Here is a 26,662-nt window from a genome sequence, read left to right as displayed (position 1 = left end):
ACCTTCCCGTTCCCTCTCGGGGCACGTCGCCTCGAGACGTCAACTTGCTCGCTCGAAGTAGGTAGTCGGAGCCCATGCGTGCGCGAGCGGGGGACCCGCCCCGCACAATGACTCAGAAGGTCCTCGCTGGACGGGCCGACGATCCGGAACTCAAAGGAGAGCTGGTTCGCGTCAAGGTGGACCAGGTAATCCTCGCGCGCGAGCCACATCGCGTCTTGGGCGAGGCGATGCAACACGGCATGAAGAAATGCGCCGTGGAGGTCGCCGTGGCCTACGACACGCGCTGCGTGACGTCGGACGGTGCCGAGACCGCGGCGGACCGCACCACACGAGCAGCGCTCGCAACGGGGCTCCTGCTCTGTCGCCCGGGGATCGGTTTCCCGGCGCCGGTTCACCTCGAACGTTTCGGCAGCCCCGCACGGCTCGCGCTCACGGATGAACCTCGGCTCGCCGCAGTGGGCGGAGCGGGCATGCTCACTTTGGTTGCTGCGCCCTCACAGCTCGCCGAAGCGCTAACGACCGGCGCGGTGTGGCTCCGACCGCCCCGCAGTATCCAGGTCCTGCTGTCGGGTCGCATCAGACCGTTCGTGTGTGTGCGTGACGTCGCGCTCGAGCTCATCCGACGCGGACTCGGTGAGATCGTGCAGCGCGTCGATCGCGAGCACCGCGCGCCAGTGGTCATCGAGTTCACGGGACCGAGCGCGCGACTGCTCTCGGTTCCAGACCGGGCGGTTCTGGCCGCACTCGGCCCCCACCTGGGGGCGGCTGCTGCCATCTTCGTCAGCGACGAAAAGACCGAGGTCTACCTGCGCGATCAGCGGCGGTCGAAGGCCCATCGCAGCCTGTTGCCGGATCCCGGTGCCCCGTGTGACGACGTCATCAGCGTCGACCTGTCGGCCGTCGACCCGCTCGTGATGGACGAGGCCGGCGTGGTTCGGCCGGTGCGGGAGCTGGCGGGAAAACCCGTGCTTCAGGTGGTGCTCGGGGGCGACACCGGAGCGTCGTTGCGCGATCTGCTGGCCGCCGCGGCCCTGTTGAAGAGCAAACGGGTCCCGTCGCGCCTCGACCTTCTGATCGCTCCGCCCTCTCGCCAAGCGCTGGAGGTGCTCGCCCATTCGGGCGCGCTGGTCGATCTCATCGCCACCGGCGCGCGCTTGATCGAACCGGACCAGCGTTTGGTTACCGGCGAGCTGTATCCACCGCCAGCCGGCGGAGTCTCACTGCGCACGTGTGATCCGGAGCCGAGCGCACCGCCCGATCGCCGCTTCGTCGTCGCATCGGCGGAGACCATCGCCTACGCGGTCGCATCAGGCAGCGTGGGCGATCCCCGCTCGTTCAAACGACCCGTCCGGGTCACCGTCCCGCGCACCCTGCCCACCGACGATGTGCTCATCGTCCGCAAGGGCAAGGGCAAGGCCAAGGCTGAGGGTGAATCGGGCAAGGTTCCGGTCGCACCCATCGCGGCGCCGAGCGGATGGAATGCCGCAGTCTCGCTGGTGTTGGTCAAGGAGCGCACGGAACCCTCCGAGCCGAGCGCCATGCTGCTTGGTTCACTGGACGCGGTGCGCTGGGCGGCGCGTTACGCCCCGCAGCTGGTCCCGAATCTGCGCGCGGTGATCGCCGAGCATCTGCCGGCGGGCGTCGTCCCGGTGTTCGCCGCGCTGGGTATCGCCGCGCTGTCAGCCGACGCCGCGACGTTCAAACAACTCTCGAGCGCGGCCTCGATCTCGCTTCCTGCGCCAGGTCCCGCGGACGAGGTGGTCGCGAACGCCGGCGGGGCGACGGTCAGCCTCAGCTGGGTCGCGCTCGGTATCGAGCGGGCCTGGACCTCGGCAGGGACCGCCCGCGGCTCCACCGTGGTGCAAAAACCGGCTCGCTGAGCAGAGAACGGCCCTGGCCCGTGCGGGTGGTTCACCCGAGGGCGCCGGCCGGCCGCCGCGGGCACGCCAGCCGGACCGGACGCTCGACCCGATGCGCCACCGCCGGACATCGACGCCACCGGCGTGGCTCGGCTAGGCTGCTCGGCATGCGATTCATTCCTTGGTGCGGCGCCCTCTCCGTCTGCCTGTTGCCGCGAGTTGCCGCGGCTCAAGCTGAACCCGCGCCGAGCACCGACGCTCCGCCAGAGGAGGCCACCAAACCCGAGCCCGCTGCCAAGGCTGAAGCCGCTCCCAGCGGTGAGGCCGCTGCACCGGCCGAGACCAAGAGCGAGACCAAAGAGTCCGCTCCCGCAGCCGCTGACGCCAGCAAAGAAAAAGCGTCGGAGAACGACACTTCCTACGGACACGGGCGGCAGTTCGGCGTGCGCGGCGGCGTCGTGGGCGGCTACCGCATGGTCTTCCGCTACGACAAGTCGCCATTCTGCAACGACCCGGATCCCAAAAAGGCAGTCAAGGATCAGCAGAAGTTCTGCGGCCACGCGGCGCCCATCGCCACGGAGGTCGCCGTGAGCTTCGCTCCCATCGATGGCATCGAGCCGTTCTTGTTCGGCCGCTTTGGCCTGCAGCGCGAGGCCAGGACGGATACGGACGCATTGATGATGTTCGGCGCCGGGCTGCGCGTTTACACGATGAGTGATTCGGCCTTCAAGATCTTCATCGAACCCGCGGTCGGCGCGGAGCTCGAGGGCGGCGGCAGCGACCCGCTGTGGAAGGCCAACAACCCCGAGTACAAGCAGGACGTCGTGTTCCACCTCGCGGCGGGCCCGCAGTACGATTTCGCGAAGATGATCGGTGTCTATCTGGACGGCGGCATCACGACCGGGATCCTGCGCTCGATCCACTCGAACCTGGAGCTGCAAGCGGGGCTGCAGCTCCGCATTCCTTGAGGGCCAGCATGGGAGAGCGACCTTTTCGGGTGCTCGGCGTGCAGCAGATCGCCATCGGCGCACGCGACAAAACGGCGCTCCGCAGGCTGTGGCTCGACACACTCGGCCTTTCGCTGGTCGACGAAAAGCGCATGGAGCGCGAGAACGTCGACGAGGACATCACGGCGGTCGGCGTGGGCGCGTTCCGCGTCGAAATCGATCTGATGCAGCCCATCGACCCGGAGAAGAAACCCGCCGTGCACGAGGTGCCGCTGAACCACGTCGGCCTCTGGATCGACGACCTGCCGCGTGCCGTCGAGTGGCTCGCCGGTCGCGGCGTGCGGTTCACGCCCGGCGGCATTCGCCCTGGTGCGTCGGGTCACGACATCTGTTTCATTCATCCCAAGGGCAACGACGCCGCACCCATTGGCGGTGAAGGCGTGTTGATCGAGCTGGTTCAGGCCCCGGCCGAGGTGATCGCTGCGTTCGACGCCGAGCGGGCCCGGGGCCTCAGCGCTGGCTGAAGACCGCCAGGATCCGCCGCGCCGCCTCGGTCGGAGTGATCACACCGCCCGCAACTAATCCCTCGACGACGGCTGCCTCGGCGCGAACACCGGCGTCTTGCCAGAGCTCTGCCTCGAGGCCCTCGCGCACGAGCCCCTGCATCCACTCCCGGTGCTGCGCACGCCGCAGCGAGTCCAGTCGGCCACTCTGTTCCAGGTAGGCTCGGTGCTCCGCCAGCGCCGCCCAGATCTCGCGGATGCCCCGACCTTCGAGGGCGCTGGTCGTCAGTACGCGCGGAGCCCACGGCGCGTGGCTGCCCCTCAGGAGACCGAGCGCGCTCCGGTACTCCACTGCGGTGCGCTCCGCTTGGGCTCGCCCGTCGCCGTCGGCCTTGTTGATCGCGATCACGTCTGCGAGCTCCAGGATCCCGCGCTTGATGCCCTGCAACTCGTCGCCAGCCCCGGCCAGCGCCAGGAGCAAGAACGAGTCCACCATGCCGGCGACCAGGTGCTCCCCCTGCCCCACGCCGACGGTCTCGACTAGCACGACGTCGAACCCCGCCGCCTCGCACAAGAGCAGCGCTTCGCGGGTGTGACGCGCGACTCCGCCGAGCACACCTGCGCTCGGGCTCGGGCGAATGAACGCCTCCGGCGCTGCCGACAGGCGCGGCATTCGTGTCTTGTCGCCGAGGATGCTGCCTCCGGACAGCGCGCTCGACGGATCGACGGCCAGCACCGCGACCTTCTGGCCCGAATCGATCAAGTGCAACCCCAGCACCGCGATGAAGCTGCTCTTGCCCGCCCCCGGCACGCCGCTCACACCGACCCGCCGCGCCCGCCCGGTCGCCGGCAGCAGGACCTCGAGCAGCCGCTGGGCGGCAGCTTGGTGGTCGGCGCGTACACTCTCGATCAGCGTGATGGCCTTGGCGAGCGCGCGGCGCTCACCGCCCATCACCGCCGCCGCAAGCTCGCTCGTCTCAACGGGAGTCACCGATCTCGAAACCTCGTGACGCTCAGGGTCGCCGGCGTTGCTCGATCACGTCGAGGACTTTCCGCGCCGACACCGGGACGGGCGTCCCGGGGCCGAAGATCGCCGCGACTCCGGCCTGCTCCAGCGTCGCGTAGTCCTGCGCGGGGATCACTCCGCCGCACACCACGGCTACCTCGCCGGCGCCGGCGCGAGCGAGCTCGGCCAACAACTCCGGCACCAGCGTGAGGTGCCCGGCCGCCTGAGTGGAGACTCCGATCGCGTGCACGTCGTTCTCCACTGCCTGCCGCGCTACCTCCGCTGGGGTCTGGAACAGGGGCCCGACGTCCACGTCGAACCCTGCGTCGGCGAACGCCGTGGCAATGAGCTTCGCACCGCGGTCGTGACCGTCCTGTCCCATCTTTGCCACCAAGATGCGCGGACGCCGCCCCTCGCGCTGCAGAAACGCCTCGATCGCACCACGGAGCGCCGTCCACTTCTCGTCGCTCGCGTAGTAGCTGCCGTACACGCCGCTGATGCTACGCGTCTCGGCTTGGTGTCGCCCCCAGGATTTTTCGAGCGCACTGGAGATCTCCCCCACGCTGGCCCGAGCCCGGGCCGCCACGATGCCAAGCTCGAGCAAATTGCCCTGGCCGGACTCGGCTGCCCGGGTGAGCGCACCGAGGGATGCCTCGAGAGCCGCCGAATCCCGCGTCTTCTTCACGCGCTCCAGGCGCTCGATCTGAGCCGCGCGCACGGCGCTGTTGTCGACCACGCGTACGTCGATTGGCTCCTCGTTCTCGACCTGATGGCGATTCACCCCGACGATCACCTCGTCACCGCGATCGATGCGAGCCTGGCGGCGTGCAGCGGCCTCCTCGATGCGCAGCTTGGGCATGCCGACCTCGACCGCGCGGGTCATGCCCCCCACCGCCTCGACCTCTTCGATGATGGCGAGGGCCTTGGCAGCCAGCCCGTGGGTCAGGTGCTCCATGAAATAGCTGCCCGCCCACGGGTCGATGACCTTGGCAATGCCGGTCTCGTGCTGGATCACCAGCTGGGTGTTGCGGGCAATGCGCGCGGCAAAGTCGCTGGGCAAGGCCATGGCCTCGTCGAACGAGTTCGTGTGCAGGCTCTGGGTGCCTCCCATCACGGCGGCCATGGCCTCGATCGTCGTCCGGATCACGTTGTTGTGTGGATCTTGTTCGGTCAGGCTCACGCCGCTCGTTTGGCAGTGGGTCCGGAGCAGCATCGAGTCCGGGTTCTTGGGGGCAAAATGCCGCTTCATCAGCGTGGCCCAGCACAGGCGCGCGGCGCGCAGCTTGGCCACCTCCATGAAGAAGCTCATGCCGATGCCAAAAAAGAACGAGAGTCGCGGCGCAAAGGCGTCGACGTCGAGCCCCTTGGCCAGCGCGGCCCGGACGTACTCCAGACCATCCGCCAAGGTGAAGGCGAGCTCGAGGTCACAGGTCGCTCCTGCCTCTTGCATGTGATAGCCGGAGATCGAGATCGAGTTGAACTTCGGCATCTGTTTGGCGGTGTGCTCGATCACGTCAGCCACGATCCGCATCGAGGGCTTCGGCGGATAAATGTAGGTATTGCGCACCATGAACTCTTTCAGAATGTCGTTCTGAATCGTCCCGGTCAGTGCTGCTTGCTGCACCCCCTGCTCCTCCCCGGCTACCACGAACATCGCGAGCACCGGCAGCACGGCACCATTCATGGTCATGGAGACGCTCATCTCGGCGAGCGGAATGCCGTCGAACAAGATCTTCATGTCCTCGACGCTGTCGATGGCAACGCCGGCCTTGCCCACGTCGCCCACGACGCGCGGGTGGTCGCTGTCGTAACCGCGATGCGTGGCCAGATCGAACGCCACACTCAGCCCCTTTTGTCCGCCGGCGAGCCCGCGGCGGTAGAACGCATTCGACTCCTCCGCTGTGGAAAATCCAGCGTATTGCCGCAACGTCCAGGGTCGCCCTGCGTACATCGTCGCCTTCGGGCCACGCACGAAGGGATAGTCGCCGGGGATGCTGTCGAGGAAGTCCAAGCTCTCGACGTCCTGGCGTGTGTAGAGCGGCTTCAGGTCGAGCCCCTCGGGCGTGTGCCAGACGAGCTTCGCCGGGTCCTTGCCCTTGAGCTCGGCCTTGGCGAGGGAGGTCCACAGTGACAGATCCGCGGGGCGTTTCGGGTCCATGACGCTTCGCTTCCTAGCACTCAAACCCGTGGGCGCCGAGCCTCCGCCGCCGCCGAGCGCGACGCAGCTGAGATCGCGAACGCGACCTTCGGCGCGGCGGGCGAAGGAAATGCGTGTCAGCCCCACGGAGCGCGGGCTGGCCGAGACGAAACGCGCTTCAGCCGCGCGCGGCGCTCACGAAGGCCCGCACCCGCTCGGCGTCGACCGGCGCCTCCACCCGGCCGTCGTGTTTGAGGTGGGTGCCGACGATCACCCCGTCTGCGACTGCGAGCAGCGCGGCGACCGACCCGGAGCTCGCGCCACTTCCGACGAAGAGCGGGCGATCGGGCACGGCGCGCCGGACGCTCGACAGGCGCTCGACGCTGGTGGCGCGACCGGTCCCGCTGCCGGTGACGATGAGGCCGTCGGCCAGCGCGCGATATGCCGTGTCCTTTGCCGCCTGCTCCAGATCGAAGCCGGCTGGCGGCGTGGCGTGTTTCACGGCGACGTCCGCCAAGATCTCGACGCTCGGGGCGAGCAGCGCCCGCGTGCGCAGGGTCTCGTGGGCACGCCCCTCCAGGGTGCCTTGATCGGTGAGCATGACTCCGCTGTGCACGTTGACTCGGATGAAGTCCGCGCCGATCGCGGCCGCGATGGCGAGCGCAGCCCCGGCCGCATTTCTGAGCACGTTCACCCCGAGCAGCATCTCGCTGCCGACCTGCGCGCGCAGACGCGCGCAGACGGCCGTCATCTCCGCCACGGTCGCGGGCGGGACTTCTTCCCGGAAGAACGGCACGTCCCCGAAGTTCTCCACCACAAAGCCATCGAGCCCGCCGCCGAGCAGCGCGTCCGCGTCGGCCAGGGCACGGTCGAGCACCGCCCGCCGGGAGCTGAACTGTGGACTGCCGGGCAGCGGCAAGAGGTGAACCACGCCGAGCAGCACGCGCTCGTTTCGCCCGAAGCGCTCCGAGAGCGCCGGGGCCAACTCAGACCCCCACGCGCCCGAGCACCGCGTCGAGATCCGGGCTCACACCACCGCGGGCCTCCGCCGACACGAAACGCTGTTCGTACTCCGGCGTCGTGCCGCCCACGATGAGGTGAATCGCCACCCCGAGGTGCAGTGGCATCGCGAGATCGAGCTCGTAGATGTCGCCGACGAGCAGCGTGCGCTCGGGCGTGGTCCCCGTCTCATTCCAGATCCGGCGGAGCACCTCGTAATAACGACCGCGGCGCAGGTAGACCGGACGCGGGAGCCCCGGCAGGCTCTGCGTCTCCGGCAGCGCGGCGAAGGTCGCGTCCGGCACGTCAGGCGGCTCGATGAAGGCCTTCTTGGCGTTGCCACGCACCGTCGGTCGAACCGACGCATTCGGCAGCAGCGATTCGACCTTGCGGGTCACCGCCTCGGTGCCCGAGTTCGTCACCACGAAGATCGGCAGCCCCGTGGCGAGCAGGCGCTCGAGCGATTGTTTGGCGCCGGGACGAAACACCGTCGCCGAACTCTCATAGCTCCGACCGTAGAGCTCGGACAACGCCTGTTCACGCTCGGCTGGCTCTTGGTAGGCGTCGAAGCGATCCATCAGCATGCGTGCGATGGTCGTCGCCCGAATGTACGGGTCGGCGTTCCCCGGCGCGACCAGCTTGCCCTGAAACAGCCAGCCGAACTCGGTCGGTCGGGCCCGCACCGTGGCCTCGCACTCCTGCCACTCTCGGCCGATGTCGCGCCCGAGGCGGCTAGCCAGGTCCGCCTGATACGCCTCGGTGAACGGGGCACCCTCTTGTTCAGCGAGGGTGAACGTGCCGTCGAAATCGATCAAGACGCAGTCGAACCGCATGCCAGCTGTCCCAACAGCCTAGCCTCGACCTTCGGGGAGGCTAAAGGGATTTCTCCGCAGCACGGCCAATCACTTGATGGGCGGCGGAGGTGGGGCGATGGCTGTCAGCCCGAGCCCGCCGGGATACTGGTACGAGGTGTAGGGCGCGTAGCCCATCACCTGAATGCCGAAGGGTTTGTCGCCCAGGATCACGTGAACGCCGCCGGCGCCGCTGCTCAGCTTGATGCGAGCAACACCGAACGTGCTCGTGCCAATCTTGACCGGAGCGATGCCCGACGAGCCATCGATGATGATCGTCGCGTCCATCGGCTGAATCACGTCCACGTAGCTCACTGCGTAGTCACTCGGAGCGATGAAAATGTACTTCAGGCGCCACTGTTCGATGGCCGTGGCCTGACTCTGGGACGGGTCGCCCTTGCGGGTGCCGGGGACCGCCGCCGGATCGACCGCCGCCCCGCCCTGCTGAAACGTCGCGACGGAGAACTCGTGATCTCCGGCGATCTCGAAGTCCTCACCGACCACTCCCATGTCGAACACCTGCCCGGCATTGAGCCCAGCCGGAGCGTTGAGCGGGGTGCCCGACGGGTAACTCAGCTTGGTGCCATCGACGTTGCCGTAGAGCCGCACGACGTGACCGACGGGATTCGCGTTCGGTCCGGTGGGCCGCGTCACGAAATAGTGCTGCCCGAGGGTCTCGGCGGGCAGCACACTCTCCTCGATGTGATCACAGGCCTTCACACCGGCGGGGATCTCCATGCAGCTCGAGCCGGCGATGACGGAGACTGGTTTGTTCGCCTGCACCAGCGCACCGGAAAGATCGCGATTGCCCGCAGCTTTCCCCACCAACTGCACGACGTCGCCCGCGTCGAGAGACAGCTCGAGCAGTCCGCCCGCGCTGGTCGCACTGATGCCCGTTCCCGCCGCAATGTCCCCCGTGGAGGACAGCTTCACCTTCACGGTGGTCCCGTCCTCTGTCGCCGTCACGCCGAAGTATCCGGGAACGTTCTCGGCGCTCCAGCCCGGATAGCTCGTGACGCGGTAGTTCCCGGTCATGGCACTGGTCGGGATCAAGAGCGACGCGTCGCTGGTGAACGAAAAACAACCGAGCGGAAACAGCGCCGCGGGACAGGTCTGGTTTCCGGGACACGCTGACCAGTCCTTGCCGGCCGGCCCGCCCACGCCCTGGAACTCGAGCGCGCTGAACTGCCACACCGTCACCGGCCGAGTGCTCACCAGTCGATAGGCGCCGTCGTTGACCCGCACGCTCGCGGTCGGCGGAGTGCCGGACGCACACACGTCGGCGTCGGGGCCCTTCAGCTCCGAGACCCACGGCAAGTACACGACCCCGAGTCCCCCTCCGAGCACCTGACTGGTCGCCACGCTCGCACCACCGCGTGTGACGACCACGTCGGCTGGGTCGTCCCCGGAGTTGGCGATCACCACCGCAAAGTCGAAGATATTCCAGATCGGATTGGCCAAGACCGTCGGCCAGAACTCACACCCGACGTAGGACTTCTGGGTCTTTGCCTCGGCGCACGTCTTGGGGTCGGGCGCCGGCGCGCCGCCCGTGCCGGCCGCGCCGTCGCTCGCGTCCGGCAGGTTGAGCCCACCGCTGCCACCGACGCTGCCACCGGCGCCGCCCAGCGCGCCGCTGCCCGCGGCGCCGCCTAGCACCGACGCGTCCCCGGCTGTGCCGCCGCCCGCCGGCGAGCTACCACCGCCACTCGCCGATGAACAAGCGCTCGCAGCCCCCAGGCCGGCCACCACGACGAGCGCCAGCAGAATTGATCGCCGCATGCCGTCAGTATCGGCGTGCTTCGACGCCGCGACAAGCCTCGCGGGACTCGTGTCCCCGCACTGGCAGGCGCTCGGACGTGTTTCGTTGACGTGGACTTTGACGGCGACGGCGAGGTGGACGTGGACCGTGCGCCGTTCAAGCTCGACGTCGCCGTCAACTCCAGTGGACCTCCTGCAGCCTGCAGCCTCGGCTTTCGCCCAGCAGGGCGAAAGCCGAATCAGACGTCGAGGACTTCGGCCTCGTCGGCGCGATCCATGATGAACCGGAACCTCGCCGAGGGGTCCTTGCCCATCAGATCGTTGACCACACGATCGGTCGCGAGCGCGTCCGCGACCTCGATCTTCATCAGCCGGCGGGTCTTCGGATTCAGCGTCGTGTCCCAGAGCACCTTGGGCATCATCTCTCCCAGCCCCTTGAAGCGGGTGATCTCCGCCTTTGCGCTCTTGGTTTGCTGCTTCAAGATCCGCTCCTTGTCCGCGTCGTCCACCGCCCAGAACGTCTCTTTCCCGATGTCGATCCGGTACAGCGGCGGCACCGCCACGAACAGCTTGCCCTGCCGAATGAGGTCGGGCAGGTGCCGGTAAAAGAAGGTGAGCAAGAGCGTCGTGATGTGGTGGCCATCGCTGTCGGCGTCCGCCAAGAGCACGATGCGCTGATACCGCAGCCGCGCGGCCTCGAAGCTCTGTCCGATCCCGCAGCCGAGCGCCGTGAGCAAATCGGATATTTCCTTGTTCTCGAGCACCTTTGACAAGGCCATGCCTTCGGTGTTCAAGACCTTGCCCCGAAGCGGCAATACCGCCTGGGTGGTGCGATCACGACCCTGTTTCGCGCTGCCGCCGGCGCTGTCCCCCTCGACGATGAAGAGCTCGGTGTCGCGACGGTCGCTGACGATGCAGTCGCTGAGCTTGCCCGGCAACATGCTGCGCCCGCTGGTCGCGGTCTTGCGCGTCACGGCTTGGCTCGCCGCCCGCGACGCCTCGCGGGCCCGCGCCGCCAGGATGATGCGCGCCACGATCTGCTCCGCAGTCGTGCGGTTCTGGTTCAGCCACTGCTCGAGAGACGGGCGCACCGCGCCATCGACCGCGGCCTGGACCTCGGGGTTGTTCAAGCGGTCCTTGGTCTGCCCCTGAAACTGCGGGTCCGAGATGAACACACTGAGCACAGCGCTCAGCCCCTCGCGGATGTCCTCCGCGCTCAGCGTCACCCCGCGCGGCGTGAGGTTGTGGGTCTCGATGTAGTTCCGCACGGCCTTCACCAGCCCGGCGCGACAGCCGCTCTCGTGGGTCCCACCCGAGCCGGTAGGAATGCCGTTCACGTAACTCTTGAGCACCTCGTCCGTCGACTCGGTCCACTGGACCACGAGCTCGAGGCGCAGCCCGTTGTCGCGAAACAGCGAGAACACCTGCTCGTGCACTGGACGCGCGTTGCGTTCGCTCACGATGCGTTTCTGGAAGTCGACGATGCCGTCCGCGTGGCGGAAGGTCTCCCGGGTTCCGTGGGTCTCGTCGCTGAAGCTGATGACGAGCCCTTTGTGCAGGTAACTGGCGATCTCGAGCCGCTCCCGGATCAGCTCCGGTGAAAAATCCGTCTTGGGGAAAATCTCCGGGTCGGGCCGGAAGAACACGGTGGTGCCGCTGCCGCGGGCCTTGCCCAGCTTCTCCAGCTTGCCCGTGGCCTTGCCACCGCGAAATTCCATGCGGTGTTCCGCGCCGTCGCGCTTCACCGTGGCGATCAGCCGGGCCGACAGGGCGTTCACCACACTGGCGCCGACGCCGTGCAGACCGCCCGCCGTCTTGTAGTTGCCCTCGTCGAATTTTCCTCCCGCGTGCAGCGTGCAGAAGATGATCTCGAGCGCGGACTTCTTGTGTTTCGGGTGCAGGTCGACCGGCACGCCACGCCCGTCGTCGCCGACGGTCACACTCTGCCCGTCCTTGTGCAAGGTCACCGAGATCTGGCTGGCGTGGCCGTTCATCGCCTCGTCGACCGAGTTGTCGACGATCTCCCAGACCAGGTGGTGGAGCCCTGCGCTACCGACGCCGCCAATGTACATGCCGGGGCGCTTGCGCACTGGGTCCAGCCCCTCGAGCACCGTGATGTCTTTGGCAGAATAGCTCGGCATTGGACGCTAACCGCTCCCTTCCTCGAACGGGGTGGGCGCAGGCGGCGGCTCAAACACCGGCTCGATCAGCGTCCCTCGCTTCATCACTTCGCGCCCCTTCCCGCCGCGGCTCGACAGCTCGTAGCGACTCGGCGAGATCTTCTGCTCCCCCCCCATGCTGGTCTTCATCACCAGGCCATCGCTGTCCTTGTCGACGGCCCGCACTCCCACGAGTTTGTCGCCCTTATCGAGCTTGATCAGCAGCACTCCCTTGCCCGGACCCGAGAGGTAGTTCACCTCCTCGAGCTTGCAGAGCAGTGCTCGACGAGCGGCGCTGGCCGCGACCAGCGTCTCCTCCCCGTGCACGGCGAACACCCCGACGACCCGCGCGTCGCCGGCGGGTCTTGCAAAGCGGCGCCCCGCGCGCGTGCTCGGCTCCACGAAAGAAGTGAGCCCGAACGAGAGTGCGTAGCCATCGCTGGTCGCCGCGAACGCGTAAGTAGCTGGAAAAAAACCCTCCTTTTCGGCGACGTCGCCGGTGACTCGCGGGTCGAGGGAGAACATCGCCACGATGCTCTCGCCGTCCTTGAGCTTGAACAGCTTCTGGATCGGCTCACCGTAACCGGTGGTGGCCGGCACGTCGGCGATACGAGCCGTATACGCGGTGCCGAAGCTGGAGAAGAACGCGACCGTCGCTCGCGTCGAGCCCCCAACGCAGCTCAGGACTTGGTCCCCTTCGCGCACCCGAGTGGCACTCGGGTCCTTGATCTCTTTCTGGCGTTTGACCCAGCCATCGCGAGTGATGAGCACGTGGTTGTCTTCGGCGACGATCAGGTCCTCGGCGGTCAGCTCGGGTTCGTCCGAGACCTCCTCGATGATCGTCCGGCGTTTGTCCCCCTTGCCGAAGCTGGCAAGGACCTGCGTGAGCTCTTCTCGCACGATGGCCCAACGACCGCGGCTCTCGGCCTCGTTCAGGAGTTTCTTGATCTCCCGCAGGCGTTTGTTCTTGTCCTTGAGCTCGCTCTGGATCACTAGGATCTCGAGGCGCGCGAGCCGGTAGAGCTTGAGCTCCAGGATGGCGTCGGTCTGTTCGTCGTCGAGGGAGAAGCGCGCCATGATCTTGCGCGCAGCGTCCGCCTTGCCCTCGCTCTTGCGGATGATGCGCAAGATCTCGTCCAGGGCGTCGAAGATGGCGGCGAAACCCTCGAGGATGTGGATGCGGCGCTCCAGCGCGCGCGCCTCGTGAGCCAGGCGCCGGGTCACCACCTCGAGGCGGAAATGCAGGAAGTGCCAGAGGATCTGCGCCAGATCCAGCCGCTCAGGGCGCCCCACCTCCGGGTTCTCCGTCGGCACGAGGCAGGTGAGGTTGACCGCGAAGTTCGTCGCGAGGGGCGTCGTTTTGAACAGGTAGGCCAGAACCTTTTGTGGGTCCGCGTCCTTCTTCAGGACCAGCTCGATGCACACGTCATCCGTCGAAACGTCGCGCACGTCCAGGAGCAGCGGCATCTTGCGGCTGGTCACCACGTCGGCGATGCGCTCGACGAGCACGGACTTGTTCACCGTGTATGGGATGCTCGTGATCAACAGCTTCTTGTCGGTGCGACTCGCCGGTCCAAGCTTCCAGGTACCGCGCACCTTCAGCGTGCCCTGCCCTGTCTCGTAGATGTGTTTGATCTCCTCGGCTGTGCTGACGATCTGTCCACCGGTGGGGAAGTCTGGGCCCTTGATCGTTCGGCACAGCTCCCGGGCGCTCAGCGTCTTCTTCTCGATCAGAGCATCAAGCAGACGGATCGCGCCGTCACACACCTCGGCCAGGTTGTGCGGCGGAATGTTGGTCGCCATGCCGACGGCGATCCCGGTCGCTCCGTTCACGAGCAGGTTCGGCACCTTGGCCGGCAACACCACCGGCTCTTCCTTGGTGCCGTCGTAGCTCGGACGAAAATGAACGGTGTCCTCGTCGAGCTCCGACAGGAGCTCGGACGACACGGGCGTCAGACGGCACTCGGTGTAACGCATGGCCGCGGCGGGATCGCCGTCGAGCGAGCCGAAGTTTCCGCTGCCGTCGACCAGTGGCACCCGCAGACTGAAGGGCTGTGCGATACGCACGAGGGCGTCGTAGATGGCCGCGTCACCGTGTGGGTGGTAGTTACCCATCACGTCGCCGACGACCTTGGCGCACTTCCTGTGGCGGGCATCGGCCGTGAGGTTCTGCTGCCACATCGTGTACAGGATGCGGCGCTGCACCGGCTTCAAGCCGTCGCGCACGTCCGGCAGCGCGCGCGACGTGATGACGCTCAGAGCGTACGAGAGGTACTTCTCCTGTGCGATCTCGTGCAGCGGCGCGACCTCCTCGGGGCGAGCCAGCCCGAGCTCGAGCTGACCGCCACGCCGTGAGCCGCGCCGCGGAGGTTCGGCGCCGCCGGATTTTCCAGGTTTTCTCCGGGTGGCCACGCGGTTGTGGCTGCTAGCCCGTTCAGCGGCGGGCTGTCAACCTTTACGCTTCCGGTCGAGCACGATGCGTTCGAGGACCTGTTCGGCGCGGCGCGCGATGGCGTCGGCGTGCCGGGTGGTTTCGAGGCTGCTTCGGAGCCCAGCCAGGAGCAGGCAGAGCGGCGCGCGACCGCCAACGCGGATCGGCGCAAGGTAGATCTCCCCGCGATCCGCCCACGTGGCGAGCTCGGCATGCGCCGGATCGGCGGGGACGTAGCCGAGGTAGTGCCCATCGTGCAGCGCGCGTTCGAGCACTCCGCCAGGACTCGGCGCCAGGCGGAGCGGGGTTCGCTCGGGGCTCGTAGGAGGGAAACCCCCGCGGGCTTCGTACAGCTTGCCGCGCAGCGCGATCACCAAGACGAGCGCCGAGAGCCCCGCCGCGGCATCGGTCAAGAGCTGCACGAGCTCGTCGGCGCTCTCTGCGCTGTCGAGCCTCTGGAGGTTCGGCTCTCGCACGCTGGGCGGAGCGGCCGGCGGCGGAGCCTTGGACCGGGTCAGTCCGAGGATGGAAGTCCCGGTCTCATCCATGCCGTGGATCGACGCCGGCGCCGCCGCGGCGTCGGCGCCAACACCGGGGTTGGTGTCGACGCGGGTCCGGAGCGGCGGCATCGAGCGCCGGACGAGCGGAATCGGCGGCCAGCTCTGGTGTTCCCCCGGCGGCGCGTTGGGATCGGGCCCCTCCTCCTGAACGGCGCGAAACGCCTGCCGCAAGGTGGGGGCTGCATCCGTGCGCGGAACACGCGTGCCAAATGCCGGCGTGCGTGTGCTGCGCACGGCAGCGCGATCTCGTTCGTCCAGGTAGCGATCGAGGGCAAGCAAGATCTCCCCCAGCGGCGCCCGCACGATGGAAACCGGCGCGCCCAGCTGGTGAGAGAGCTCGACGCCAACGGCGGGATCGTAGGAATCCACGACGGCCACCTCGACCGCGCCCGACGGCGCACGCCCGACGGGCACCGCCAGCAGCCGTTCGCACATCCCGACTGGCAATTGTGTAGCCAGATCGATCGCGATGCGAACACTGGAGAGCACCGGCCCGCGCGCGCGCCCGAGCTCGCGGTCGACCAGATCCGCGGTCTCCGGCCCGCGGGTCACCAGCGCCTGCACGAACGGAACGCCGGTGCTCACCGAGTCGCTGAGCGCTGCGAAGATCTCGTCAGCCGGCACTACCCCGGTCTCGAGCAGACGACGGGCTAGCTCGACACTCACGCGGACTAGCGAACACCCGCCCTGCTCGCGCCGCAACCCGAACTCCGCGGGGCTCGGGGCCGCTGCGAGCTCATTCCTTGAACTGAAAGACGACCTCGGTCTGGCGGATCAGCCCGAGCTCATCACGCGCGACCCGTTCCACGGCGGCCGGATCGTCCTTGATGCGCGTGACCTGGGCACGAAGCTCGCCGATCTGCTGACTCAGCTTCGAGATCTCCTCGTCAGCGCGGGATCGCTCCTGCCTGAGCGACGTGAGTCGTGCGAGCCCAGTCGGTGAGAGCACGAGAACCGGCACCGCAACGACGGCAACGACCAAGATGGCCAGGGGCAGAACCCGCTCGAGGAGAACAGCGCGCGAGGACACGTGGCCCCAAGGCATCTCACGCTGCCCGGGCGTGGGTCCAGAAACCCGCCGGAAAACCGGCCCACCTCCGCGGCGCACCGCGCCATTTTCTTCCACCTTTCCGCGGTGTTCTTCCCTACCGGCATTGGCTATCATGCCCCGCCGCCGAAGGGGCCCCAGGACGGGACCATCCCCGCCACACGGCGCTCACGAAAACATCATGGAGACCGACATCCTTCGCGCAGAGCTGGAACGCCACTTCGAGCTGGACGAGATGCTCGCGCTCAGTCGCAACGTCCTTGGTTTCGATCCCGAAGAGGTGGGCGGCGCCGCCGCCAAAGGCTCCTTCGCCAATGCGCTCACGCAGCATTGCGTGCGAGCCGACGCCATCGAAGCCCTGTGCGATGCCCTCTTGGCCTCCAAGCCGGACATCAACCCGAAGATCGCCCACATTCGCATCAACGGGCTGCCCTTCGATGAAGAGCTCCGCCCCGGCGCAACGTTCGGGGACTACACCATCGTGCGCAAGCTCGGCGAAGGCCGACTGGCCATCACATACCTGGCCAAGGGGCCGGAGGGTGAGTGGCGCCTGCGGGTGTTGCGTCGGGAGGCGACCCGCGACCGCCGCGGTCTGCATCGATTCCTGACCGTGAGCCGTTTGATCGGAGCGATCGACCACTCCGGTTTGCCCAAGAGCTTGAGCGCCGGCGAGATCGACGACCGATTCCTGGTGGCCCACCGCTACGTCGACGGGCAGCCGCTCGCGGTGCGGATCTCTCGCACCGGTCCGATGCACATCAACGAAGCGCGCCCCCTGCTGAAGGGTGTGCTCGAAGCGCTCCGCGCGGTCCACGACCGGCGCCTCGCGCACGGCGACGTGCGGCTGGAAAATCTGCTCGTGCACAGAGCAGCGGACGGCACCCAGCAGGTGGTCTTGGTGGACGCCGGCTCCGACCGACTGCGCGCCCGGGCGCGGGTGCAGAGCAACGGGCAGAACGAGCTGTTCTCGACGGTCGGCTCCCCGAAGACCGTTGCGCCGGAGCAAATCCGCGGCATCCCCGCCGACCCACGCAGCGACGTCTACTCATTCGGTTGCGTTTTGTACGAGATCTTGTGCGGCAAACCCGTGTTCGGCGGTGCCACGGCCATCCACGCGGCCATCGGGCACCTCACCGAGGTGGCGGGTGCACCGAGCAGCGTCGCACCGCGCGGCTGGGTCACCAAGGAGATCGACGAGTGGGTCACGTCGATGCTCGAGAAGGACCCGGAGAAACGCCCGAAGCACGCCGGCGCACTGATCGAAGCGCTGGAGACCATGGGGCGCTCCGCGGTCGCCAAGAAAGAATCGAAGCTCTCCGAAGCCGAGCTCGACAAACGCATCGAGAGCCTGGTCGCCGATCCGTCGGACGAAGACGCCGCCGTGCTGCTCGAAGCAGCGGTCGAAGAGGGCGCGGATGCGGCGCGGGTCGCCGAGGCCTTCAGCATGGCCGCCGACGGGATCGAGGTCGGGGAAGACAAGAAACAACGCGAGACGAAGAAGAGCCTGCTGTTCCGCGCGGCGCGCCTGTTCGAGCACCAAGCCAAGGACGCGGCCAAGGCCGAGCAGATGTACATTTGGCTGGTCGATCTCGATCCGGCCGACGACATCGCGCTCACCGCCCTCGAAGACGTGCGCAAGCAGCTCGGGAAATACGAAGAGCTGATCGAGATGCTGCTGAACCGCAGCGAGAAGGCGGAGAGCGCCGGCGAGCGCGCGCGCGCCTTCGCCGAGATCGGGCGGGTGTACCTCACGGACCTCGACGATCCGGAGCAGGCCATCATCGCCTACACCCAGGCCTTCTGCGAGGACCCGCTTCAGCCGACCTACGCCGACGAAATCGAGCGCTCGGCCGGCGCTCGCGCCGAGCGCTGGAACGACGTTCTGGCCACCTGCGCGCAAGCGGCGACCAGCGACATCGCCCAAGAAACCAAGAGCCCGCTGCTCACGCGCATGGGCCGCTGGTACACGGAAAAACTGAGCCGCCCCGACCTGGCGCTGCCCTGTTATCAGGCAGTCATCGCCAGCGATCCGGCCAACGATCCTGCGCTCGAGGGCATGACGCAGATCTATCGCAAGGCTCAGCAGTGGCCGGAGCTGGTCATGGTGCTCGCGCGTAGAGCGGACGGCGCGGTGACCCCGGCGCGCGCCCGCGATCTGCGCACGGAGGCCGCCGAAATCCTGGAGCTGCAGCTGAGTGACACCGGGCGTGCCCGCGACCTGTACGAACAGGTGCTCGCCGAAGACCCGGGGCACGAGCGAGCGAGTGAATCGCTGGCCCGAATCTACGAACGAACCTCGGACTTCCCGGGTTTTGTCAAGCTGCTCGAACGACGCGCGGAGGCACTACGGGGCGAAGAGCGCCTCAAGGTGCTGTGCCGCATCGCTGATCTCTACGAAGACAACCTGAAGGACGAGGCAGAGGCGATGCGACGCCTCGACGTCGTCTTGAGCGAGGATCCCAAGAACCTCGACGCGCTGCGTTCGCTCGATCGTCTGTACAGCAAGACCGGCCGGTTCCAAGACCTGCTCGAGAACTTGCACGCTCAGATCGCGCTGGCCGCCACACCGCGCCAGAAGATCACACTCTGGGAGCGCGTCGCTGGCATCCACGACGAAGAGTTCCTGAACCACGAGAAGGCCGCCGAAGCCTGGGCCGAGGTGATCGCAGTCGACAGCGCCCACGAGGCCGCGCTGATGGCTCTCGGACGCCACTATCGCGCCCTCGATCGCTGGGAAGACGTCGCCAGTGTGCTCGAGAAGCAGCTCAAGGTCGCCAGCGAGCCCGAGCGGCAGCTCGAGCTGTACCTGGGCTTGGGTCGTGTCTTGGTGGAGCAGATCGGCAACCCCGAGCGGGCAACCAAGGCCTACGAGAGTGTCTTGGTACTCAACCCGGAACATCCGGGCGCCCTCGAGGCCCTGGCCCGCATCCGGGAGACCGCGGGCGACGCGGACGCAGCGCTGGCTGCCATCGAGGCGTTGGCGGAGAACGCCAGCAGCAAAGAGGCACGCGCCGAGCAGTACGTGCGCGCGGCCAGGCTGCTCGAAGGCCGAGGCGATCGCGACGGCGCCATCGAGCGTTACAAACTCGCGCTCGACGCCAACCCCAAGGACTCCGGGATCGCCGCGGCGCTCAGAGCCGCTTATCTGTCCCGCGGGGACGTCAACGCCGCCATCCAGCTCCTCGACCGAGAGATCAGCGAGATGGACGGTGATCGCGCCAAGGCCAAGCTCGCGGGCGAGATGGCCGTGTTGTTCCGGGACCGACTGAAAGACGACAAACGCGCGGAGGAGAGCGCAAAGCGCGCCGTGTCGTTCGATCCGACCAACATGCAAGGGCTGCTCGTGCTCGGAGATCTCGCCTTCGAAAACAAACGCCATCTGGAGGCCGCCACCCACTACGGCTCGATCGCCGAACGAGCGGGCAACCTGGAGCAGAAGGAGGCAACGCGCATCCTCGTGCGTTACGTCGACGCGCTGAGCCAGACCGGATCGACGGAGCAGGCGTTGGCCCCGATGGACACGCTGCTGCGGATTGCACCGGACGACGCCGAGGCGATCGGACGCGTCGCACAGGTGACGTTCGAGCACGGGTCGCCGGGCCGCGCCGCGGAGCTGCACAAAGATCTGCTCGAACGTTTCGGCAAACAGCTCAAGGGCAAGGACCGCGCCCTCAGCCTGTTTCGGCTGGGCGAGTCGCTGCGTCGCGCCGGCGATCTGGACGCCGCGCTCGCGCCGCTGGAAGAAGCCGCAGAGCTCGATCCGTCGCTGCCGCAGCCGCTCGAGTCTCTGAGCAAGTACTGGGAGGCCAAAGAGGATTGGGAGAAGCTGCTCAAGGTCAAGAACCGGCACCTCGACCTGGCGACGGGCGAAGATCGCGTGCAGATCCTGCTCGACATGGGCGACATCGCCGCCGGCAAATTGAACGACCGTACCCGCGCGGCCAAAAGCTTCGTTGCGGCGCTCGAAGACAAACCCGACGACCGCCGTCTCTTGACCAAGCTGATGCAGCTCTACAGCGAGGAAAAGGACTGGGGGAAACTCGTCGACGTCGTGCTGCGCTTGGCCGACTTCGTCGAGGAGCCCAAACAACGGGTGAAGTACCTGCACACCGCGGCCGTGGTCTGCGCGCGTCAGATGGGCGACGTCGAGCGCGCGCTAGAGCTGTATCAGCGGGTGCTGGAGCTCGAGCCGAAGCTCGAGAAGGCGCTGGCGGAAGCCATCGACTTGCGCCGTGAAAAAGGCGATTTCGAGGGCGTCGAGCGGCTCTTGCAGCGCCGCCTCGAGACCGCGACGGCCGACAAGGATCGCGACGCCTTGCTGGCGACCTTCGGGGATCTCGCCGAGCTCTACGAGAAGAACCTCGGCTGGATGGACCGCGCCATCGACGCCTACGAGGCCGCTCAGACGCTGGACCCGGACAACGCTAGCCGGCAAGCGAAGCTGGCGGATCTGTACGCATCGGATCCCAAGAAGTACATGGACAAGGCCATCGCGGCCCAGACGGTCATCCTGCGCCAAAATCCGTATCGCCCCGAGATCTACAAGGCGATGCGCAAGCTCTACACGGAGGTCAAGGACGCGGACGCCGCGTGGGGGCTCTGCCAAGCCCTCTACGTCTTGAACCTCGCGGAGCCGGACGAGGAGCGCTTCTTCAAGCGCATGCGCCCGGAGACCGCCGCGCCCGCCCAGGCCGCGCTGTCCGACGACGACTGGCTCACTCACCTGATGCACGTCGACGCCGACCCGCTCCTCACGAGTGTGTTTGCGTTGATCGAGCCGGCGGTGATCGCCGCGCGCGGCCAGCACTTCGAGGCACTGGGCTTCGACCGGCGTTACGCCATCGATCTGGCTCGCCACCCGTACCCGATGAGCCAAACGCTATTTTATTCCTGCGGCGTGCTCGGCATGGAACCGCCTCCCACCTTCCAGAACAACAACGACCCGGGGGGCCTCTCGTATCTGCACGCCTACCAACCTTCCATCGTGCTCGGTATGGCGGCGCTCTCGGCCGACGTGCCGCCGCAAGCGGCCGCGTTCATTGCAGCGCGACACATCACCTATTTCAGACCGGGAATGTACGTTCGGCACCTGGTGCCGAGCGGCACCGGGCTGAAGGCCTGGCTGTTCGCCGCCATCAAGATGATCGCGCCGCAGTTCCCGATCGCTGCGGAAATGGAGGGGCCGGTCACCGAAGCCCGGCAGTCCCTCGAGCGCAGCTTGCACGGCCAAGCCCGTGACCAGCTGGCTCGCATCGTCGCCAAGCTGATCCAGGCCGGCGGCGCCCTCGATCTGAAGAAGTGGCTGGGCGGCATCGACATGACCGCAGACCGAGCCGGCTTCGTGTGCGCGCACGATCTCGAGACCGCCGTCGAAATCATCAAGGCGAGCGATGAAGCGTCGAGCGCAATTCCCCCACAAGATCGCCTCAAGGAGCTGGTGCTCTACAGCGTCAGCGAGCCGTACTTCAAGTTGCGGAAGAAACTGAAGATCTCAGTGGACTCCTGAGCCACGCGGGCCTTGCCGGCCGGGCAACCGGGCCCCAATTGCTTGCGAGACCAAGTTCTTTGAGGTTAGGTTTCCCGGATCTAGTGCCGGGGAGGGCGGGAAACCGTCGAGCCCTCGAGAAGGATCCACATCATGAAGCTTCGTTATCTCGTGCCAGTCTTGATTTTTTCGTCTTTCGGCCTGACCGCCTGCGGCAGCGACGATGACGGCGGCGACAGCAGCCAGAAAGCCACCGTCAACGAGGCGACCGCCAAGAGCATGGCGGCCTCGACGGTCAACGCCATCGATGCAGCGAGCACCGACAACGGGCTCACCATCAACAGCAACATCCAGAGTGCGGCGTCATCCGCCCAGGGGCTGATTCAGCCGGCGGCGGGCGGCCAACCTCAGGGCGAGGACGTGTTCGGCCACGTCGCCGAGGCCCTCGCGGCCGGCGATTGCGCCTGCGACGATGCCGGAAAAAAGTGTGTCTTCGACAAGTGCGGCTCCGGCGGCGTCGAGATCAGCGGCGAGCTGTCCTGGAGCGCCGGCAGCATGAAGTGCGTCGACCTGACCTACGTGATCACCACCGGAGCCACCGGTGGCACGAACAACACGACCATCAAGACCAACTGCGATCTCAGCTTCACCGCTAGCGAGATCAACGGCACGCTGAGCAGCAACCTCAATGGCGCTTCGGAGGCCGGCGGGTACAAGACCTCGTACGTCACGTCCTCCACCGTGACCTTCAACAAGGTCGCTTACGCGAGCGGCGCCGCGACGGGCGGCAGCCTCAGCGTCAAGGGCAGCTACGACGTGACCGTGAACGGCAAGGGACAGAAGTACTCCGGCAGCGGAACGGTCAACTTCCCCTGAGCTCACCTACCGTTCGGTTCGGGCTCGGCCCCTTTGCCTTCGGGCGGAGGGGCCGTTGCCTTTTGCCATGGCTCACGCTGACCTCGACACTCTGCTTCGGGTCAGCCTGCAACGACGGCGGAGACGAGGCACCAGAGCTCGTCTGTCCGGCTGTCTCTCCCGACTGCGCCTCGAGCTGCGACGAGCGCGGGCCGACGCTCCGCGCACGCTTCGAGCTCGAAGCAGGGGACGGCGAGCTGGGCCTGGCGTTCTTCCTGCTCGTGCCCCACCCGACCTCCGCCTCCACCATCCGGAGCGCACGGGGTTTCGTCGAGCAAATTGCGGAAAACACCCGCACCGCACTCAGCCCGTGTGGGTTGAGCTTTCGGACCGTTCGAGCCGAGGTCTGGTCGGTCCGACCCGACGCGCTCGACCTCGAGGCGACCCGGCCGACTTCCTGGGCGGGTGCCGCCCCACCCGGGGAAAAGGACGCGGACCTGTTCAACTACACGCAACACGACCGCTTACCCCTCCCGCTCGGCGCGCTCCTCCACGGGCTCCGCACCGATCTGGAACCTGGCGTGATCAGCGTCGTCATCGCACGCGAGGTGGCCTACTGGTCGAACGGTGAGCGCCACACGGCCGGCGGCGCGTCGCTGCCGCCCGTCGTGTTTCATGAAGCGGAGGACTTCCCGGAGCGCAACGCGGTGTTCGCAGCCACCATCCGCAGCGGCTGCGACGCGCTGCCCGTCCACCCGACACCGCGGCTCGTTGCCCACGAGCTCGGTCACATGTTGCTCGATACGGCGCAGCACGATCCGGAGCCGCAGAACCTCATGCATGACCTGCGCGGCCCGGAGCTCCGCCCCGACCAGTGCACGACGATGAAGCTCAACGCCTCGCGCCTGTATGGCGCAGCGCCGCTCGTCGATCCCGGCCCCGAAGGTTGATCAAGGCGCGCCGGAGAACCCCCGCACACCCCCGCGACCGCCCGCTGCCCCTCCGGCCGACCCGAGCGGCGCAGGCTGCGCGTCGAGCTTCGAGAGCGGTCCGGTGAGGCGAAACGCGTAAAAGCCGTCGGGGCGCTTGGCGCGTTTGTTCTTGGGATCGAGGTCGAACAAACCTGGGATCGGTGAGTTCGGCTCCCCGAACAACGCCTTGGTCGTGTCGTTCTTGCTCTTGAACTTGTCGGCAAACTTGAAGCGCATCGAGAGCTCCGCAAGCGCCGTGTCCAGAGGCTCACGCAGGCGAATGTTGCCGTCCGCGGCCAGCTCGATGTCCGACCCGTTGGCTGCGAGCTTCTCGATCTTGAGCCGGCCCTCGCTGGCCTCTGCCACCAGCGTCAGCTCCCCCGCCTCCACTTTCGGCAGGGCGATGGTGTCGCGGATTTTCGCTTTTCCGTCGCCGAACGAGAGCTCGACGATACGCAGATCGATCTTGCCCTCGGCCTTCGACAGCTTCGCCTCGGGCATCTTGAGGTCGATGCTGCCGCTCAGTTTGCCTGTCATCGGCAGCCCGACCACTTCACGCAGCATCGGCAGCCCGCCGACGTCCACCCCGTCGAGCTCGAGCACGAAGCTGCGGGCACCGTCGGCGTCGGAGGTGCTGCCATTCAAGGTGCCACCGAACGCCTCACCCCCAAACGAGATCTTGAGCGTGCCAAAGAGCAACCGGAAGATCGACGCTCGCAGGTGGATGTCGTCTACCTTGACCACCCGGGGTTCTTCGACCTTGCCGTCTTCTTTGGCAGGTGAAGGCGGCGAGTGCAGAGCGACACCCTGCGCCTCGACGCCGGAGAGCCAGTAACCACTCATCTTCTCGATCTCGAGTCGTGTGCCCGCGCCGGCCGGCTGCCGGGCATTGAACTCCGCGACCAGCCGATCCTTCAGGCGGTCGTAGGGGAACGTCCAGAGCAGGAACGTGACCAGACACACCAGGTAGAAGGCCGGGTAGAGCAGCGCCTTCAGGACCTTCTTTACGCGCGGCTTCACGGCCCTGCTCCGTTGTCGGCGCTGTCCCTGTCGGGCTTGGTTTCCTTCTTCTTCTCCTCGACCTTCCGGTCGAAGGCGCTGACGATCATCTCCACGTCGTACGAATCCGGTTCGGTCCCGCGCTTGCGAATGTTGACCCGCGACATGCTGACGGGGTGGCCCGACTGACCGATCTTCTCCATGAACTTCACCAGGCTCAACATGCCCACCTTGCGCAGCACGATCTTCGTCGAACGCTCCTCGAAGCGTTTGCCGTGGGGGACGACGGCTCGGTCCTGACTCTCGGGGATCTCGATCTGTGACTGAGTCGCGACCTTCTCCAGGAACGAGGCCAACGGGGGCGTCACGTTGGCGTAGTGCTGAACCACGTCGCGCCGCTCTTTGTCGCGCTGGGCCACCTGGGCACGACCGGCCTGAATCGACTCGACGGCCTCGCGCAGCGCCTCATTTCCTGCGCGTTTCGACGAGAGAAGCGCCGCCACGCCTGCCGGGACTGCCAGCAAAAAAAGACCGGCGAACACCGTCACCAAGATGCCGAGCAGCTGCCGCTCACGCGGTTCGAGTTGTTGCAGACGATCAGCTAGGGCCATGGCTCACTCCGGCGAGGTATCGCCGCCCTCCGTCTTCTTCTTGGCCTTCTTCTCTTCCTGACATTTCACATCGAACTCGAGCACGTATTTCTGACGGTCGCTGTTGATGACCTGGGTCACCTTGGAGATCTTCACGTCGTTGAAGCACTTCACGGCCTTGAGGTTGGTCGCGATGGTCTGAGCGTCCTGCGCCGAGCCGACGACCCCGTTGATCTTGACGTGGCCCCTCTGCACATCGAGCTCTTCGACGTCGTGCGTCACGCTCGACGGTACGGCCTTCGAGAGCTCGATCATCACGTCGAGACCATCGAGGGGCGGCTGAGGATCGACCTCGTCCTTGCCCCGGGCCTTCTCCAGCAGGTTCTTGGCTTCCTCCGGATCACTCGTCTCTTGACCGAGCACGGTCTTGGTCAGCGAGGCCAGCGCACGGCTCAAGGTCTCTTGATCCCGACCGAGTGTGTTCAGCTCAGCCCAGGCCGCGAACACGAAGCTGACGATGATCGCCACTCCGAGCCCCGCCAAGAGCGGCACCCGCTCCTTCAAGAATCCGTAACCACGCTGGAAGGCGAGCGGCCCTTTCCGAAGATCGAGGTCACGCGCGCGGCCGCTGAGGCCCAGGGCGATGGAGATGGCCTTGGCAAACCGCGGCAGCGCCTCGACCAGCTCCGGACTCACGCCCTCCAGCTCGAGCGTCGGCAGCGGCCCGGTGGGCAGCCCCAGCTCGTGGGCCAGGTAGACCTCGGCTCCCGGAGCGGCGGCGCCGCCGCCCACCAGATAGACCTGGGTGATTTCCGCGCCGCCTCGCGCCGCAAACCCCGCGGCCGTCTGGCGCAGTTCGGACGCGAGCGCCGGCGCCGTCTCCGGCAGCCCGGCCACACCCCGAGAGAGGGTGCGTCCAAAGACCGGCTCCCCGTCGGCGAGCACCACCACCTCGGTGTGGTTGCCGCCGAGATCGACGATGGCGATGGGGCCGGGCGCGCCAAGCGCAGGGCAGACCGCGACCAGGTTCGCCAGCGAGAGCGGTCCCACCGCGACACGCTCCACCGGGCGCCCCAGGACTCGCGCGACCTGCTCGATGCGCGCGCGCACGTGCTCGATGCGCGCGGCGGCGGACAGCACCACGACCGGGGATGCGCCGCCACTGCGACGGAGCAGGCGATAGTCGTAGACCAGCTCGTCGAAATCAACGGGCACCTGCGCCTCCAGCTCGAAGGGGATCACCTCCGCAAGCTGTTTCATCGCGGTGCTCGGCAAGCTCAGTCGATGCAAGAAGGTCTGCTCGCCATCCATGGCCACCGAGACGGATTCGCTGTGTTGCACCAGCGGCAGCGCACAGCCTGCCAAGGCCTGTTCGCTCTGGTCCGGCGAGCCAATGTCGACCTCGAGCATGCGCTCGACCACGATGCGGCGATAACGCGTGGAGAGCAGCACCGCACGAACGTGCGAGGGTCGAAGATCGATGCCAACTAGACGTGCCATTATT

General features: G+C 66.9%; 18 protein-coding genes. 6 read left to right on the top strand and 12 right to left on the bottom strand.

The annotated features are described in order from the left end of the window. Positions 1–107 precede the first annotated feature (107 nt). The 3 genes from IPI67_12125 (at position 108) to IPI67_12115 (ending at position 3,330) form a co-directional block, all read left to right on the top strand. Positions 108–1,880 (top strand): 3-isopropylmalate dehydratase, encoded by a 1,773-nt coding sequence (locus IPI67_12125; GenBank protein ID MBK7580944.1) that lies wholly within the window; start codon positions 108–110, stop codon positions 1,878–1,880. A 146-nt stretch (positions 1,881–2,026) separates the two neighbouring features. Continuing rightward, the gene (locus IPI67_12120; protein ID MBK7580943.1) at positions 2,027–2,827 is read left to right on the top strand and encodes a hypothetical protein; all 801 of its coding nucleotides are present in this window, start codon (positions 2,027–2,029) and stop codon (positions 2,825–2,827) included. A gap of 8 nt (positions 2,828–2,835) precedes the next feature. Further along, positions 2,836–3,330: a VOC family protein gene (locus tag IPI67_12115; protein MBK7580942.1), complete on the top strand. Its 495-nt coding sequence runs from the start codon at positions 2,836–2,838 to the stop codon at positions 3,328–3,330. Here the strand turns inward: IPI67_12115 and meaB are convergent. The 9 genes from meaB to IPI67_12070 form a co-directional block, all read right to left on the bottom strand. Beyond that, positions 3,317–4,261, bottom strand: a complete 945-nt coding sequence (gene meaB / locus IPI67_12110) for a methylmalonyl Co-A mutase-associated GTPase MeaB (GenBank protein ID MBK7580941.1) — start codon at positions 4,259–4,261, stop codon at positions 3,317–3,319. The two genes, IPI67_12115 and meaB, sit on opposite strands and share 14 nt — an antisense overlap. Before the next feature lie 61 nt (positions 4,262–4,322). Then, positions 4,323–6,473: a methylmalonyl-CoA mutase gene (scpA, locus tag IPI67_12105; protein ID MBK7580940.1), complete on the bottom strand. Its 2,151-nt coding sequence runs from the start codon at positions 6,471–6,473 to the stop codon at positions 4,323–4,325. A gap of 157 nt (positions 6,474–6,630) precedes the next feature. Further along, positions 6,631–7,437, bottom strand: coding sequence for a BtpA/SgcQ family protein (locus IPI67_12100; GenBank protein MBK7580939.1), 807 nt, complete (start codon positions 7,435–7,437; stop codon positions 6,631–6,633). A 1-nt stretch (position 7,438) separates the two neighbouring features. Then, the gene (locus IPI67_12095) at positions 7,439–8,284 is read right to left on the bottom strand and encodes an HAD family hydrolase (protein MBK7580938.1); all 846 of its coding nucleotides are present in this window, start codon (positions 8,282–8,284) and stop codon (positions 7,439–7,441) included. A gap of 69 nt (positions 8,285–8,353) precedes the next feature. Then, positions 8,354–10,081, bottom strand: coding sequence for an IgGFc-binding protein (locus tag IPI67_12090; GenBank protein ID MBK7580937.1), 1,728 nt, complete (start codon positions 10,079–10,081; stop codon positions 8,354–8,356). A 218-nt stretch (positions 10,082–10,299) separates the two neighbouring features. Beyond that, positions 10,300–12,201: a type IIA DNA topoisomerase subunit B gene (locus IPI67_12085; GenBank protein ID MBK7580936.1), complete on the bottom strand. Its 1,902-nt coding sequence runs from the start codon at positions 12,199–12,201 to the stop codon at positions 10,300–10,302. A gap of 6 nt (positions 12,202–12,207) precedes the next feature. Beyond that, positions 12,208–14,631, bottom strand: a complete 2,424-nt coding sequence (locus tag IPI67_12080) for a DNA topoisomerase IV subunit A (protein MBK7580935.1) — start codon at positions 14,629–14,631, stop codon at positions 12,208–12,210. Positions 14,632–14,667: 36 nt separating this feature from the next. Further along, entirely contained in the window at positions 14,668–15,876 is a 1,209-nt protein-coding gene (locus IPI67_12075; protein MBK7580934.1) for a hypothetical protein, read from the bottom strand. A gap of 70 nt (positions 15,877–15,946) precedes the next feature. After that, positions 15,947–16,255 carry a septum formation initiator family protein gene (locus IPI67_12070; protein MBK7580933.1) on the bottom strand — a complete coding sequence of 103 codons (309 nt, stop codon included), beginning with the start codon at positions 16,253–16,255 and terminating at the stop codon, positions 15,947–15,949. A 184-nt stretch (positions 16,256–16,439) separates the two neighbouring features. Between IPI67_12070 and IPI67_12065 the strand changes: the two genes are divergently transcribed. The 3 genes from IPI67_12065 (at position 16,440) to IPI67_12055 (ending at position 23,548) form a co-directional block, all read left to right on the top strand. Beyond that, on the top strand, positions 16,440–21,764 hold the full coding sequence (locus IPI67_12065; protein MBK7580932.1) for a tetratricopeptide repeat protein: 5,325 nt from the start codon (positions 16,440–16,442) through the stop codon (positions 21,762–21,764). A 132-nt stretch (positions 21,765–21,896) separates the two neighbouring features. Continuing rightward, positions 21,897–22,619, top strand: a complete 723-nt coding sequence (locus IPI67_12060; protein MBK7580931.1) for a hypothetical protein — start codon at positions 21,897–21,899, stop codon at positions 22,617–22,619. 62 nt (positions 22,620–22,681) lie between these two features. Next, the gene (locus IPI67_12055) at positions 22,682–23,548 is read left to right on the top strand and encodes a hypothetical protein (protein MBK7580930.1); all 867 of its coding nucleotides are present in this window, start codon (positions 22,682–22,684) and stop codon (positions 23,546–23,548) included. Here the strand turns inward: IPI67_12055 and gspN are convergent, their stop codons facing one another. Genes gspN through pilM form a run of 3 tightly spaced genes read right to left on the bottom strand, consistent with a single transcriptional unit; the run spans position 23,549 to position 26,658 of the window. Then, entirely contained in the window at positions 23,549–24,589 is a 1,041-nt protein-coding gene (gene gspN, locus IPI67_12050) for a type II secretion system protein GspN (protein MBK7580929.1), read from the bottom strand. After that, a complete protein-coding gene (locus IPI67_12045) occupies positions 24,586–25,179 on the bottom strand; it encodes a hypothetical protein (GenBank protein ID MBK7580928.1) in 594 nt (197 codons plus the stop codon). Before IPI67_12045 ends, gspN begins: the two co-directional genes overlap by 4 nt. 3 nt (positions 25,180–25,182) lie before the next feature. Next, positions 25,183–26,658 carry a pilus assembly protein PilM gene (gene pilM, locus IPI67_12040; GenBank protein MBK7580927.1) on the bottom strand — a complete coding sequence of 492 codons (1,476 nt, stop codon included), beginning with the start codon at positions 26,656–26,658 and terminating at the stop codon, positions 25,183–25,185. Between the last annotated feature and the right edge of the window lie 4 nt (positions 26,659–26,662).

The organism is Myxococcales bacterium (assembly GCA_016706225.1).
Lineage (GTDB): Bacteria > Myxococcota_A > Polyangia > Polyangiales > Polyangiaceae > JADJKB01.
The sequence above is the reverse complement of the archived record's forward strand: the minus strand, read 5'-3'. Positions and strand labels throughout refer to the sequence as shown.